Source organism: Klebsiella sp. BIGb0132, from assembly GCF_024810075.1.
Taxonomy (GTDB): Bacteria; Pseudomonadota; Gammaproteobacteria; order Enterobacterales; family Enterobacteriaceae; genus Klebsiella; species Klebsiella terrigena.
On sequence record NZ_JANUDW010000003.1, the window covers coordinates 195,042 to 209,855 of the forward strand.

10 protein-coding genes are annotated in these 14,814 nt (G+C 61.5%); 2 read left to right on the plus strand and 8 right to left on the minus strand.

Annotation, left to right across the window (positions count from 1 at the left end; all coding sequences use genetic code 11):
• Positions 1 to 7: 7 nt before the first annotated feature.
• The 5 genes from rapA to araB all read right to left on the minus strand — a co-directional run bounded on the left by rapA (position 8) and on the right by araB (position 9,490).
• Positions 8 to 2,914 (minus strand): RNA polymerase-associated protein RapA, encoded by a 2,907-nt coding sequence (gene rapA, locus M2416_RS12455; protein ID WP_115193578.1) that lies wholly within the window; start codon positions 2,912 to 2,914, stop codon positions 8 to 10.
• A gap of 133 nt (positions 2,915 to 3,047) precedes the next feature.
• Entirely contained in the window at positions 3,048 to 5,405 is a 2,358-nt protein-coding gene (polB, locus tag M2416_RS12460) for a DNA polymerase II (protein ID WP_259224214.1), read from the minus strand.
• Between the two features lie 83 nt (positions 5,406 to 5,488).
• Positions 5,489 to 6,184 carry an L-ribulose-5-phosphate 4-epimerase gene (gene araD, locus M2416_RS12465; protein WP_259224216.1) on the minus strand — a complete coding sequence of 232 codons (696 nt, stop codon included), beginning with the start codon at positions 6,182 to 6,184 and terminating at the stop codon, positions 5,489 to 5,491.
• 83 nt (positions 6,185 to 6,267) lie between these two features.
• The gene (gene araA, locus M2416_RS12470) at positions 6,268 to 7,770 is read right to left on the minus strand and encodes an L-arabinose isomerase (RefSeq protein ID WP_259224218.1); all 1,503 of its coding nucleotides are present in this window, start codon (positions 7,768 to 7,770) and stop codon (positions 6,268 to 6,270) included.
• Between the two features lie 10 nt (positions 7,771 to 7,780).
• Complete coding sequence (gene araB, locus M2416_RS12475) at positions 7,781 to 9,490, minus strand: ribulokinase (RefSeq protein ID WP_115193576.1); 1,710 nt, start codon at positions 9,488 to 9,490, stop codon at positions 7,781 to 7,783.
• A gap of 337 nt (positions 9,491 to 9,827) precedes the next feature.
• Here araB and araC point away from each other — a divergent pair, with 337 nt between their 5' ends.
• Together araC and M2416_RS12485 are read left to right on the plus strand one after the other, a co-directional pair.
• Positions 9,828 to 10,673, plus strand: coding sequence for an arabinose operon transcriptional regulator AraC (araC, locus tag M2416_RS12480; protein WP_041144026.1), 846 nt, complete (start codon positions 9,828 to 9,830; stop codon positions 10,671 to 10,673).
• Positions 10,674 to 10,801: 128 nt separating this feature from the next.
• On the plus strand, positions 10,802 to 11,566 hold the full coding sequence (locus M2416_RS12485; RefSeq protein WP_133600670.1) for a DedA family protein: 765 nt from the start codon (positions 10,802 to 10,804) through the stop codon (positions 11,564 to 11,566).
• On the opposite strand, the gene thiQ is transcribed toward M2416_RS12485, so the two are convergent.
• From thiQ to thiB, 3 genes are read right to left on the minus strand one after another with little or no spacing between them, the layout of a single operon-like run.
• Positions 11,553 to 12,254, minus strand: a complete 702-nt coding sequence (gene thiQ / locus M2416_RS12490; RefSeq protein WP_259224224.1) for a thiamine ABC transporter ATP-binding protein ThiQ — start codon at positions 12,252 to 12,254, stop codon at positions 11,553 to 11,555. The genes M2416_RS12485 and thiQ overlap by 14 nt on opposite strands.
• Positions 12,238 to 13,848, minus strand: a complete 1,611-nt coding sequence (gene thiP, locus M2416_RS12495) for a thiamine/thiamine pyrophosphate ABC transporter permease ThiP (protein ID WP_259224226.1) — start codon at positions 13,846 to 13,848, stop codon at positions 12,238 to 12,240. Before thiP ends, thiQ begins: the two co-directional genes overlap by 17 nt.
• Positions 13,824 to 14,807 carry a thiamine ABC transporter substrate binding subunit gene (thiB, locus tag M2416_RS12500; RefSeq protein ID WP_041144030.1) on the minus strand — a complete coding sequence of 328 codons (984 nt, stop codon included), beginning with the start codon at positions 14,805 to 14,807 and terminating at the stop codon, positions 13,824 to 13,826. Before thiB ends, thiP begins: the two co-directional genes overlap by 25 nt.
• Between the last annotated feature and the right edge of the window lie 7 nt (positions 14,808 to 14,814).

Genomic DNA, 14,814 nt, shown 5'->3' on the forward strand with positions numbered 1-14,814 from the left:
CGTTCCGTTACTGGTGAGTGACGACGATTAAGCGCAGCGCATCGAGACGCCAGCCGGCCTGGGCCAGCGCATCCATCACCTGCTGACGGTTGCTCTCAATGGCCGACAGTTCGTCATCGCGGATGTTCGGGTTCACCGCTTTAAGCGCTTCCAGACGCGACAGCTCCGCCGACAGCTTGTCGTTAGCCTCATCGCGCGCCGCGTCGATCAGCGCCTGAGCGGCTTTCGCGACCTGCGCTTCGCCGAGCTGGAGGATCGCGTGAACGTCCTGCTGTACCGCGTTGACCAGCTTGCTGCCGGTATGGCGGTTAACGGCGCTCAGCTGGCGGTTGAAGCTCTCAAACTCCACCTGACCGGCGAGGTTGTTGCCGTTCTTATCCAGCAGCATGCGCACCGGCGTAGCCGGCAGGAAGCGATTAAGCTGCAGCTGCTTCGGCGCCTGCGCTTCGACGACGTAAATCAGCTCGAGCAGCAGCGTGCCGACCGGCAGCGCCTTATTCTTCAGCAGCGAGATGGTGCTGCTGCCGGTATCGCCGGAGAGGATCAGGTCCAGACCGTTGATAATCAGCGGATGCTCCCAGGTGACGAACTGCGCGTCTTCGCGGGAGAGCGCGACGTCGCGCTCGAAGGTGATGGTGCAGCCGTCTTCCGGCAGGCCCGGGAAGTCCGGAACCAGCATATGATCGGACGGGGTCAGCACGATCAGGTTCTCGCCGCGATCGTCCTGGTTGACGCCGACGATATCAAACAGGTTCATGGCAAAGGCGATCAGGCTGGTGTCGTCATCCTGCTCTTCAATGCTTTCGGCGAGCGCCAGCGCCCCTTCGCCGCCGTTAGAGTGGATCTCCAGCAGGCGGTCGCGGCCCTGCTCCAGCTGCGCTTTCAGCGCGTCGTGCTGCTGGCGGCAGGATTTAATCAGCTCGTCGAAGCCGTCGGTGGTTTCCGGCGCGGCAAGATAGTTAATCAGCTGGTCATGGACGCTATCGTAAACGGTACGGCCGGTCGGGCAGGTGTGCTCGAAGGCATCAAGCCCTTCGTGATACCAGCGGACCAGCACCGACTGGGCGGTTCTTTCCAGGTACGGCACGTGGATCTGAATATCGTGCGCCTGGCCGATACGGTCCAGACGGCCAATACGCTGCTCCAGCAGATCCGGGTTAAACGGCAGATCGAACATCACCAGGTTGCTGGCGAACTGGAAGTTGCGGCCTTCGGAGCCAATTTCAGAACACAGCAGCACCTGTGCGCCGGTGTCCTCTTCGGCAAACCACGCGGCGGCGCGGTCGCGTTCGATGATCGACATGCCTTCGTGGAAGACCGCGGCGCGAATACCTTCCCGCTCGCGCAGCACCTGCTCCAGCTGCAGCGCGGTGGTGGCTTTCGCGCAGATCACCAGCACCTTCTGCGAACGGTGGCTGGTCAGGTGGCCCATCAGCCACTCGACGCGCGGGTCGAAGTTCCACCAGGTTCCGCTATCGCCTTCAAACTCCTGATAGATCTGCTCTGGATAGAGCATATCGCGAGCGCGCTCTTCGGCGGTTTTACGCGCGCCCATAATGCCGGAGACCTTGATGGCCGTCTGGTACTGCATCGGCAGCGGCAGGCGAATGGTGTGCAGCTCGCGTTTCGGGAAGCCTTTCACGCCGTTACGGGTGTTACGGAACAGAACGCGGCTGGTGCCGTGGCGGTCCATGAGCATGGAGACCAGCTCCTGACGCGCGGACTGGGCTCCGTCGCGATCGCTGTTGGCGGTCTGCAGCAGCGGCTCGATATCCTGCTCGCCGATCAGCTCGCCAAGCATGTTCAGATCGGCATCGCTCAGCCTGTTGCCTGCCAGCAGCAGGGCGACGGCGTCGGCGACCGGGCGGTAGTTCTGCTGCTCTTCAACGAACTGGGCGAAGTCGTGGAAACGGTTTGGATCCAGCAGGCGCAGACGGGCGAAATGGCTCTCCATTCCCAGCTGCTCCGGAGTGGCGGTCAGCAGCAGGATCCCCGGCACGCGCTCGGCCAGCTGTTCAATCGCCTGATATTCACGGCTCGGCGCCTCTTCGCTCCACACCAGGTGGTGCGCCTCATCGACGATCATCAGGTCCCATTCGGCGTCGCACAGGTGCTCAAGGCGCTGCTTGCTGCGGCGAACAAAATCCAGCGAGCAGATAACCAGCTGCTCGGTTTCAAACGGATTGTAGGCATCGTGCTGCGCTTCGGCATAGCGCTCGTCGTCAAACAGCGAGAAGCGCAGGTTGAAGCGGCGCAGCATTTCGACCAGCCACTGGTGCTGCAGGGTTTCCGGAACGACGATCAGCACGCGCTCGGCGGCGCCCGCAAGCAGCTGCTGATGCAGAATCATCCCGGCTTCGATGGTTTTACCGAGCCCGACTTCATCCGCCAGCAGCACGCGCGGGGCGTGGCGACGGCCAACGTCGTGGGCGATGTGCAACTGGTGCGGGATCAGGCTGGTGCGCTGGCCGCGCAGGCCGCTCCACGGCATCCGGTACTGCTCGCTCTGATATTTACGCGCGCGGTAGCGCAGCGCAAAGCGGTCCATACGGTCGATCTGCCCGGCGAACAGGCGATCCTGCGGCTTGCTGAAAACCAGCTTGCTGTCGAGCAGCACTTCACGCAGGACCACGTTGGCTTCTTCGGTATCCAGACGGGTACCGGTATAGGCCAGCAGGCCGTTCTCTTCATTTACTTCGTCAACCTGGAGCTGCCAGCCTTCGTGGCTGGTGATGGTGTCGCCCGGATTAAACATCACGCGGGTGATCGGGGAGTCGTTGCGTGCGTACAGACGATTTTCGCCGATGGCGGGGAAAAGAAGGGTAACCATGCGCGCATCCAGCGCTACGACCGTCCCTAATCCCAGTTCGCTCTCTGTGTCGCTAATCCAGCGTTGACCAAGTGTAAAAGGCATATGTGTTCGGCTCTTTAGTTCTTAAATTGCAGGCAATAGTTGATCATCTCCGAATAGGCTGGAGAGGGATCAAGATTGGGTCCAGGAGTGGAAAGGGCGCTATGGTACTGGATGCCGCGGTGATAGTCACCTGTCAAAATAGCCCCAGCTGCCCTGTCACTATTGTAGCAAAATCATCGTCGACAAAGGGAAGAATTCCTTCCGCGACCGGCTGTAATTGTTTCGACAAATAGTGATCGTAATCGAGCGGCGACTGCTGATAATCGACCGGCTCCGGCCCGCCGGTGGTCCAGACATATTTGATGCTGCCGCGCTGCTGGTACTGCTGCGGCCTGCCCAGCCTGACGTTGTGCTCGTCGGCAAGCCTTGCCGCGCGGACGTGCGGCGGAACGTTGCGCTGATATTCCGCCAGCGGCCGGCGCAGCCGCTTGCGGTAGATCAGCCGATCGTCGAGCTCGCCGTTCATCAGCCGATTAATCGTCTCCAGAACGTAGTCGCGATAGGGCTGGTTGCGGAAAATACGCAGATATAGCTCCTGCTGAAACTGCTGGGCCAGCGGCGTCCAGTCGGTTCGCACCGTCTCCAGCCCTTTAAAGACCATTCTCTGCTCCTGCGCCTCCTGAATCATCCCGGCGTAGCGCTTTTTGCTGCCGGTATCGGCGCCGCGGATAGTGGGCATTAAAAAGCGGCAGAAGTGGGTTTCAAACTCCAGCTCGAGGGTGCTGGTGAGGCGCGATTTCCCCAGCTCGGTGGCCCACCAGTCGTTGACGTAAGCCACCAGCGACCGGCCGATGTTCGCCGCCTCCTGTTCATCATGGGCGCGCCTGAGCCAGACAAAGGTGGAGTCGGTGTCGCCGTAGATAACGTCATAGCCCTGCGACTCAATCAGCGCTTTGGTCTGGCGCATGATGGCGTGGCCGCGCATGGTGATTGACGAGGCCAGGCGCGGGTCGAAAAAGCGGCAGGCGCTGGTACCGAGCACGCCGTAAAAGGCGTTCATAATGATCTTCAACGCCTGCGACAGCGGCTTGTTTTTATGCCGCTTGGCGTCGTCGCGCCCGTGCCAAATCTGGCCGACGATATCCGGCAGACAGTGCTTCTCGCGGGAGAAGCGCGCGCCGAGAAAGCCTTCTGTGCTGTGCTCGTCATCGGGCTGGGCGCTGCCTTCGACGAGCCCCACCGGGTCAATCAGAAAGGTGCGGATAATCGAGGGGTACAGGCTTTTGTAGTCCAGGACCAGCACCGAATCGTACAGGCCGGGGCGGGAGTCCATCACGTAGCCGCCGGGGCTGGCCTGCGGCGGCACTTCGCCGAGATTGGGCGCAACGTAGCCCAGCCGGTGCATGCGCGGAAAATAGAGGTGGCTGAAGGCGGCCACCGACCCGCCGTGGCGGTCGGCGGGCAGGCCGTTAACCGTGGCGCGCTCCAGCAGAAAGGGCACGATCTCCGTTTTCTGGAAGATACGCGTCACCAGCTCGCAGTCCTGCAGGTTGTAGGTTGCCAGCGCGGGCTTATCCTCGCTGAAGCGGCGGTCGATTTCGTCCATCCGATCCCAGGGATTATCAATCGCTTTGCCTTCACCCAGCAGCTCGCGCGCGACCGTCTCAAGCGAAAAAGAGGGGAAGTTCCAGAACGCCGATTTCAGCGCCTCAATGCCGTCGATAATCAGCCGCCCGCTGGCCTGGGCGAAGAATACGCCATTTTTAAAACCGTGCTCGCGCCACTCCAGCTCGCTGTTGCCGCGGCCGAGCAGCAGCGGAATACGGTAGCGCTCGGCGTGTTTTTGCAGCACACGCAGGTCGAACTGGACGACGTTCCAGCCGATCAGGATGTCCGGGTCGTGGGCGGCAAACCAGGCGTTGAGCTTTTCCAGCAGCTGCGGGCGGCTGGCGACGTACTCCAGCTGAAAATCAACCGCGGGAGCGGCCGCCGGGTCTGGCCCGAGCATGTAGACAACCCGCTGGCCGCAGCCCTCCAGGCCGATGCAGTACAGCTCACCGTGGCGGCTGGTTTCGATATCCAGCGAGACCCATTTCAGCGGCGGCCGGTAGTGCGGGCTGGCCTTCATGCGGGCGTTGATCAGCCGCGCGCCGCGCGCTTCGCCTTCGACCCAAACCGGCGCGGTAATAAAGCGCTCCATCAGATAGCGTTCCGGGGGGCGGACATCGCCTTCGTAGACGGTCACGCCCTGTTCGCGCAGCTTCTTTTCCAGGCGCATCAGCTGGCGATGGGCGCGGCAGTAAAGGCCGAAAACCGGCTGGCGGTGAAAGTCTTTCAGGGTGAGCGGGGCGAGGCGCAGGCCATTTTCGCCCTGCAGCAGGCGCTCAGCCTGGGCACGCTGCGCCTCGGGGATAAAGGCCACGGACTCCTGCGGCGGCAGGGTGACCTGAAGGGGGCCGTCGTCGGTTGCCAGCCAAAAGGTCAGCTCCGTGCCCTGGGGGGTATCCCGCCAGTGACGGGTCAATAAAAAACCTTCTCGTGGCTGAGTCACGCCGCGCTCTCATCAAGTCAAACCAGGCCTGAGTATAGCCTGGTTGATGACAAGGTGCTGGGGTTTTATACAGGCGTTTGACGCTACTGCCCGTAATAGGCCTTCGCGCCGTGCTTGCGTAAATAGTGCTTATCCAGCAGGGTTTGCTGCATATCCGGCAGCTGCGGCGCCAGCTGGCGGCAGAAAATCCCCATATAGGCGATCTCTTCCAGCACGATGGCGTTATGCACCGCGTCTTCCGCGTTTTTGCCCCACGCGAACGGGCCGTGGGAGTGCACCAGCACGCCGGGCATTTGCGCCGGGTCGATGGCGTTCTCGCGGAAAGTTTCGACGATAACGCGCCCGGTTTCCCACTCATACTCGCCGTTGATTTCGCTGTCGGTCATCAGGCGGGTACAGGGAACCGCGCCGTAGAAGTAGTCGGCGTGGGTAGTGCCGGTTGCCGGGATGGACTGGCCCGCCTGCGCCCAGATGGTCGCATGGCGCGAATGGGTATGGACGATACCGCCGAGGGTCGGGAAGGCCTGGTACAGCAGGCGATGGGTTGGGGTATCCGACGAGGGTTTCTTTTTCCCTTCCACCACTTCGCCGGTTTCGAGGCTCACCACCACCATATCCTCAGCGCTCATCGCACTATAGTCGATGCCCGACGGCTTGATCACCAGCAGGCCCCGCTCGCGGTCGACGGCGCTGACGTTGCCCCAGGTTAAGGTCACCAGGTTGTGCCTGGGCAGCGCGAGGTTTGCTTCCAGCACCTGACGTTTCAGATCTTCTAACATTGTGTACTCCGAATTGCGGGTCAGCGCGGTTTCCCCTTTTCTCCTCTCTTTAGCGGCGCAGAGGGAGAAAAGGGGACGACCTCTTAACGTTTACCGGCGTAATAAACTTCGTTCCAGCGCAGCGCGTCTTTGAAAGAAGGCAGGCGGGTTTCGTTATCAATCACGGTCAGCTCGATATCCTGCAGCTCCGCAAACTGGCGCATATCGTCGAGCGTCAGGGAGTGGCTGAAGACCGTATGGTGCGCGCCGCCGGCAATGATCCAGGCTTCGGACGCGGTGCGGAGATCCGGCTGCGCTTTCCACAGCGCGTTGGCCACCGGCAGCTTCGGCAGTTCGTGCGGGGTCGGCACCGTTTCAACGGTGTTAACCAGCAGGCGATAGCGATCGCCGAGATCGATCAGGCTGGCGACGATTGCCGGGCCGGTCTGGGTGTTGAAGATCAGGCGCGCAGGGTCGGCTTTACCGCCAATGCCCAGCGGCTGGACGTCGAGGATCGGTTTTTCCGCCGTGGAGATGGTTGGGCAGACCTCCAGCATATGCGAGCCGAGCACCAGATCGTTGCCGTTGTCGAAGTGGTAGGTGTAATCCTCCATAAAGGAGGTGCCGCCCTGCAGACCGGTTGACATCACCTTCATGATGCGAAGCAGGGCGGCGGTTTTCCAGTCGCCTTCGCCCGCAAAGCCGTAGCCCTGCTGCATCAGACGCTGCACGGCGAGGCCCGGAAGCTGCTTCAGGCCGTGTAAATCTTCAAAGGTGGTGGTGAAGGCGTGGAAGCCGCCCTGCTGCAGGAAGCGCTGCATGCCCAGCTCGATACGCGCGGCATCGAGAACGTTCTGCCGCTTATCGCCGTGCACCTGCGCTGCCGCGGTCAGGCGGTAGCTGCTTTCATACTCATCAACCAGGGCGCCGATCTCGCCTTCGCTGACGTCGTTGACCACCTGCACCAGATCGCCCACCGGCCAGGTATTGACCGAGAAGCCGAATTTGATCTGCGCGGCGACCTTATCGCCATCGGTGACCGCCACTTCGCGCATGTTATCGCCAAAGCGGCAGACTTTCAGATGACGGGTATCCTGCTTCGAGACCGCCTGGCGCATCCACGAGCCGATGCGCTGATGGGCGTCGCGATCCTGACAGTGGCCGGTCACCACGCTATGCTGCTGGCGCATACGGGCGCCAATAAAGCCAAACTCGCGGCCGCCGTGCGCGGTCTGGTTGAGGTTCATAAAGTCCATATCGATGCTGTCCCACGGCAGCGAGGCGTTGTACTGGGTGTGGAACTGCAGCAGCGGTTTATTGAGGATGGTCAGGCCGTTAATCCACATCTTGGCCGGAGAGAAGGTGTGCAGCCACACCACCATGCCGGCGCATTTATCATCGTAGTTAGCGTCGCGGCAGATGTGGGTGATTTCATCCGGCGTGGTGCCCAGCGGCTTTAATACCAGCCGGCACGGCAGTTTTGCCTCGGCGTTCAGGCTGTTCACCACGTGCTCGGCATGCTTCGTAACCTGACGCAGCGCTTCCGCGCCGTACAGATGCTGGCTGCCAATCACGAACCAGACTTCATAGTTATCAAAAATCGTCATTTTGGTGTCCTTAATGGGTGAGAGCTGGCTGAGATTGCGAGGCTTTTTCCGCCTGTGCAGCCGAAGGGAGATACTGTTGTTCAGCGCTGACTGACCATTGCTGGTAGCGCTGATAGAGCTGTTCGAAGCGCTGGGCCTGGGCCGGGCGCGGCTGCAGGGTGCTTTCGACCCGGCTTGCCATATGCTGCTGGGCCGTTGGAATATCGCGATACACGCCGGCGGAGACGGCGGCAAAGATGGCCGCACCCAGCGCACAGCACTGATCGGAGGCGACAATCTGCAGCGGGCGGTTCAGCACGTCGCAGCAGGCCTGCATGATGACCGGGTTTTTGCGCGCGATGCCGCCCAGCGCCATCACGTTGTTGACCGGGATCCCCTGGTCGGTGAAGCACTCCATAATGGCGCGCGCGCCGAAGGCGGTGGCCGCCACCAGGCCGCCAAACAGCGCCGGCGCATCGGTGGCGAGATTCAGATCGGTGATGACCCCTTTCAGGCGCTGGTTAGCGTTTGGAGTACGCCGTCCGTTGAACCAGTCCAGCACCACCGGCAGATGGTCGAGGGAGGGATTTTTCGCCCACGCCTCGGTCAGCGCCGGCAGCAGCTGCTTCTGGCTGGCGCGGATCGGCTCTTTCAGCTCCGGATGGGCAAGCGCCAGCTGCTCCAGCGGCCAGCCGAGAATGCGGCCAAACCAGGCGTAGATATCGCCAAAAGCCGACTGCCCGGCTTCCAGACCGATAAAGTCAGGCACTACGCTGCCGTCGACCTGGCCGCAGATGCCTTTCACCGTGCGGGAGCCAACGCTGTGCTTATCGGCAATGAGGATGTCGCAGGTGGAGGTGCCGATAACCTTAACCAGCGTATTCGGCTGTGCGCCGGCGCCTACCGCGCCCATATGGCAGTCGAAGGCGCCGCCGGAGATGGTCACCGTTTCCGCCAGGCCCAGGCGCTGCGCCCATTCGGCGCTGAGCGTGCCGACCGGCACGTCGGCGGTCCAGGTGTCGCTAAACATCGGCCAGCTGAGGTGCTGATTGATAACCGGGTCAAGTTCGTCGAAGAAGCTGGCCGGCGGTAGGCCGCCCCAGTCGGCGTGCCACAGGGATTTGTGCCCGGCGCTGCAGCGGCCGCGGCGAATATCCTGCGGGCGGGTGGTCGCGGAGAGGAGCGCCGGAACCCAGTCGCACAGCTCAATCCATGAGGCTGCTGCCTGCGCAACGGCGCTATCCTGACGGGTGACGTGGAGGATCTTGGCCCAGAACCATTCGCTGGAGTAGATGCCGCCGATATAGCGGGAGTAGTCCTCTTTGCCCGGCTGGTGGCACAGGCGGGTGATAGCCTCCGCCTCTTCCACCGCGGTATGGTCTTTCCACAGCACGAACATCGCATTCGGGTTGTTGGCGAACTCTTCCCGCAGGGCCAGCACGTTGCCGTCGGCGTCAATCGGCGCCGGCGTCGAGCCGGTGCTGTCAACGCCGATACCGACGACGGCGGCGCGCTGCTCGGGGCTCAGCAGCGCCAGCACGCTTTTCAGCGCGGCTTCCATTGATTCAATGTAATCACGCGGGTGGTGGCGAAACTGATTATTCGGGGCGTCGCAAAACAGCCCCTCCTGCCAGCGCGGGTACCACTCTACGCTGGAGGCGAGCTCTTCGCCGGTGGCGCATTCCACCGCCAGAGCGCGAACTGAATCACTACCAAAATCGAGGCCAATCGCAATTGCCATGCTGTTACTCCATGCTGAAAACCATTCATGGTGAAACAGTAGATATCCTCAGGAAAAACCGTCAGGCCGTATTCGCTAATCTTATGGATTATATTGCTATGTCATCGCAAAGTGTGACGCCGTGCAAATATTCAATGTGGACTTTCCTGCCGTATTTATAGACACTTTTGTTATGCGCTGGAATGGCTTACATTGAGCGTTGTTGTCGATTTTTGCTGAAATCAGGCGGGTTTTAATTCGAATTTCAACCCGCATCCCATTACGGGAAGCGCGCTTAGCGATAAAATAACGAATATGGACAATTGGTGTCCAGTACCTCTCCGGGAGAGCTGAGTTTATGGCTGAAACACAAAACGATCCTTTGCTACCGGGCTACTCTTTTAACGCCCACCTGGTGACGGGGCTGACGCCGATTGATGCGGAAGGCTATCTGGATTTCTTTATTGACCGCCCGCTCGGCATGAAAGGCTTCATCCTCAATCTGACGATCCGCGGTGAAGGGGTGATCAACAACCAGGACGAGCAGTTTGTCTGCCGGCCTGGCGATATTTTACTCTTCCCGCCGGGGGAGATTCATCACTACGGCCGCCATCCTGATGCCCGCGAGTGGTATCACCAGTGGGTCTACTTCCGTCCGCGGGCCTACTGGCATGAGTGGCTGAACTGGCCGACGATTTTCGCCCACACCGGCTTTTTCCGTCCCGATGAGCAGTGGCAGACGCGCTTTGGCGAGCTTTTCGGCCAGATCGTTGACGCCGGACAGGGGGCCGGGCGCTACTCTGAGCTGCTGGCGATTAACCTGCTGGAACAGCTGCTGCTGCGCCGCATGGAGGCCATTAACGAATCCCTCTACCCGCCGCTGGATAACCGGGTTCGCGACGCCTGCCAGTACATTAGCGATCACCTGGCGGACAGCCATTTTGATATTGCCAGCGTCGCCCAGCACGTCTGCCTGTCGCCGTCGCGGCTGTCGCACCTGTTCCGCCAGCAGCTGGGCATCAGCGTGCTGGGGTGGCGGGAAGATCAGCGGATCAGCCAGGCCAAGCTGCTGCTGAGCACCACGCGAATGCCCATCGCGACGGTGGGACGCAACGTTGGCTTTGAAGATCAGCTCTATTTCTCGCGGGTATTTAAAAAATGCACCGGCGCCAGCCCGAGTGAATTCCGTGCGGGATGTGAATAAAACGTAAATAAAGTGAAATGATGCCCCGGAAAATTGTCACAACCAGTAAACTATTCAGACAATTGATGGCTTGACGAAGGCGCGACGGCTCTGGAGAATCCGTGCTTCGTTTTTAAACCGGGCACACTATGCAAGCATTGCTGGAACATTTTATCACCCAATCCACGGTCTACTCGCTGATAGCCGTGATGCTGGTCGCCTTTCTTGAATCGCTGGCGCTGGTCGGGCTGATACTGCCGGGCACGGTGATGATGGCCGGGCTGGGCGCGCTGATCGGCAGCGGTGAGGTTAACTTCTGGCAGGCGTGGCTGGCGGGTATCGTCGGCTGTTTATTCGGCGACTGGATCTCATTTTGGCTCGGCTGGCGGTTTAAAAAACCGCTGCATCGCTGGTCGTTTATGAAGAAAAACAAGGCGCTGCTTGATAAGACCGAGCACGCGCTGCATCAGCACAGCATGGTCACGATCCTGATCGGGCGCTTCGTTGGGCCGACGCGGCCGCTGGTGCCGATGGTTGCCGGGATGCTCGACCTGCCGGTGGCGAAATTTATTCTGCCGAATATCATCGGCTGCCTGCTGTGGCCGCCGCTCTACTTTTTACCGGGCATTCTTGCCGGCGCGGCCATTGATATCCCCGCCGATGAGAACAGCGCCAGCTTTAAGTGGCTGCTGCTGGGCGCCGCGCTGCTGGCGTGGCTGGCAGGCTGGCTCTGCTGGCGCCTGTGGCGTAGCGCGAAAACAAGCGATCGCTTGACCCGGCTGCTGCCGCGCACGCGCCTGCTGTGGCTGTCGCCGCTGGCGCTGGTGCTGGCGGGCGTGGCGTTAACCCTGGTAATTCGCCACCCGCTAATGCCGGTCTATCTCAATATTCTGCACCACGTTATCGCGCGCTGATCCCGAGCAGATGCGAGGCGCTGCTGCTGCCGCTTAAGAGCGCATCGGTGGCGCCGTCCCAGGCGATGCGCCCGTCGGCCACCACCAGCGACCGAGGGGCGATGCGGGCGGCATCCTCCACGCTATGCGACACCATCAGCAGCGTCAAACTGCGGCGCTGGCACACCTCCGCAACCAAAATCAACATCTCCTGGCGCAGCGCCGGATCGAGCGCGGAAAACGGCTCATCCAGCAGCAGTACCGGCTGCTGGCGCACCAGACAGCGCGCCAGCGCCGCGCGCTGGCGCTGGCCGCCGGAGAGCTCGCCGGGAAGCCTCTCCAGCAGGGAATCGATGCCCATCTGTTCGGCAATGGCCAGCAGGCTGGCGTTTTGCCCGGCGCTCAGCTTAAGACCAGGGTGCATGCCGAGGCCGATGTTCTGCCGAATGGTGAGATGGTTGAAGAGGTTATTTTCCTGAAACAGCATTGATACCGGGCGACGGGCGGGCGGCGTCGCGGTATGCGGCTCGCCGTCAATGACGATGCTGCCGCTCGCCGGCGGTAAAAAGCCGGCGATCAGGTTCAGCAGCGTGCTTTTTCCCGCCCCGCTGGGGCCAAGCACCGCAATGCGTTCGCCCCGCTGCACGGAAAGGGTGAAACGCATCGGCAGGTGCTGGTACAGCCAGGTTACATCATTCAGTTTTAACATCACGCCCCGGTAGCTTCTCAATCACGGTAAAGAGGATAAAGCACAGCGCCAGCAGCAGCAGGGCGGTTACGGCACCGTCCTGGCTACGATAGGCGCCAATCTGCTGATAAAGATAGAACGGCAGGGTGCGGAAATCGTCGTTGCCGAACAGCGCCACCACGCCGAAATCGCCGATCGACAGCACGCAGGCAAAGGCCAGCGCCTGGGCCAGCGGGCGCTTCAGGGCGCGCATCTCAACGACCCTCAGGCGGGTAAAGCCGCTTATTCCCAGCGAATTGCAGAGCGTGCCGTAGCGCACGGCAACGTCGCGCATCGGGTTTTCCAGCACCTTCAGCGCGTAGGGGATGGCCATCAGCGCATTGGTGAAGATAACGATGCCGTCGGCGGAGTCGGGCAGGCCAACGCTATTATTGAGCAGTAAAAAGAAGCCGGTCGCGAGCACAATCCCCGGCATGGCGAGGATCAGCATCCCGCTGAGCTCCAGCGCCTGGCCGGCCAGCGGGCGGCTGCGGATGCGCAGCTCGCGGCTGCTCCACAGCAGCATCATCGTTAGAATCACGCTGAGTATGCCGGCGGCCAGCGCGATGCGCAGGGAGGTCGACAGGGCTTGCCATAGCTCAGGCTGGGCCAGCACCCGCGGCAGATTGTTATTCAGGCCATCAATGATGACCGCCAGCAGCGGCGGCAGCAGCAGCAGCAGCGCGACGGCAATCAGCACGAAGTCGGTGAGGCGGCTGTGCAGGCGGTCGTCGGGGTCGCGCCAGCCGCGGACGTGGGTCACGCCGATCGCCACGGCCTTGCTCAGGCGCTGGCTGAGCAGCACCAGCCCGAGGCAGCAGCTCATCTGGATCAGCGCCAGCATCGCCGCGCGGGCCGGATCGTAATCAAAGCTTAGCGCCTGATAGATTGCCAGCTCAATGGTGGTGGCCCGCGGGCCGCCGCCAAGAGAGAGGACGGTCGCGAAGCTGGCGAAGCAGAGCATAAAGATCAGCGCCGCTACCGGAGGAATTTGCCGCCGCAGCCATGGCCACTCGACGAAGCGGAAAAAGTGAAAGCCGCGCATGCCAAGCTGGGCCGCAATTTGCCGCTGTTCACCGGGGATATTCTCCAGCGCCTGCAGCAGCAGGCGGGTCGCCATCGGCATATTGAAGAAGACGTGCGCCAGCAGGATCCCCTGCAGCCCGTAGGGCGAGAAATCCCACTGCCATCCCAGCGCGTTAAATGCCGCCGCCAGCCAGCCCTGGCGTCCGTAAACGCTCAGGATGCCAAATACCGCCACCAGTACCGGCAGGATGAGCGTCATCGCGCACAGGCGCAGCAGCAGCGTGCGGCCGGGAAAGCGGCGCCGGTAGAGGGCGCGGGCAAGAAAGATGGCCGGCACCACCGAGAGCAGCGCCGAAAGAAACGCCTGCCAGAAGGAGAAGCGAACGACGTGCCAGAGATAGCTGTCGCCGACGATAGTCATCCAGGCCGCCTCCGGCGCGCTGCTCCAGAGCGCCAGAAAAGCGGCCAGCGCCACCACGACCAGCACGGTGGCGGCCGTCAGGCCCGGCAGCAGCCAGCCGATGGTTAGCGGCTGACGGCGCGTTGCCATGCGTTAATCCAGTTCTGCCGTTCGCCAGCGACCTGCTGCGGAGTGAACTCCAGGGTGGTCTGCGGTTTGATCAGCGTGTCAAAGCCGGCAGGGAGCGTCACCTGGGTGACGGGGTACATCCAGTTGCCCGCCGGAATCGCATTCTGGAACCCCGGAGAGACCATAAACTTAAGGAACTTCTCCGCCAGCTCCGGCTGCTTGCTGGCCGCGGTACGGGCCGCCACTTCGACCTGCAGGTAGTGGCCTTCGCTGAAGCCGGCCGCCGCGTAGTTATCTTTTTTCTCTTCGATGATGTGATAGGCCGGAGAGGTGGTATAGCTCAGCACCAGATCGCTTTCCCCCTTCAGGAACAGGCCGTAGGCCTCGCTCCAGCCCTTAGTGACGGTGACGGTTTTTGCCGCCAGCTTCTCCCACGCCTGCGGGGATTTATCGCCGTACACCTTCTGCATCCACAGCAGCAGGCCGAGGCCCGGCGTGCTGGTGCGCGGATCTTCGTAGATCACCCGCCATTTCTGGTCGCTCTCAACCAGCTCCTTCAGGCTTTTGGGCGGATTTTTGAGCTTGTTTTTATCGTAGACGAAGGCGAAATAGCCGTAATCAAAGGGGACGAAGGTATCGTTGTTCCAGCCGCCGGGTACCCTGAGCGCGTCGGTCGGCACATTGCTTTTGGCGAACAGCTTGCTTTGCGCCGCCGCTTCCAGCAGGTTGTTGTCCAGTCCGAGCACCACGTCGGCTTTGCTGTTTTTGCCTTCCATGCGCAGGCGATTCAGCAGCGAAACGCCGTCTTCCAGCGCCACGAACTTCAGCTCGCAGCCGCAGTCGGCTTCAAAGGCCTTTTTGACGGCCGGACCCGGGCCCCAGTCCGCAGAAAAGGAGTCGTAGGTATAGACGGTGAGAACGGGTTTAGCCAACGCGGGAGCGGCGACCAGCACCAGCAGCGGGAGTAATTTTTTCAACACTTTGCAC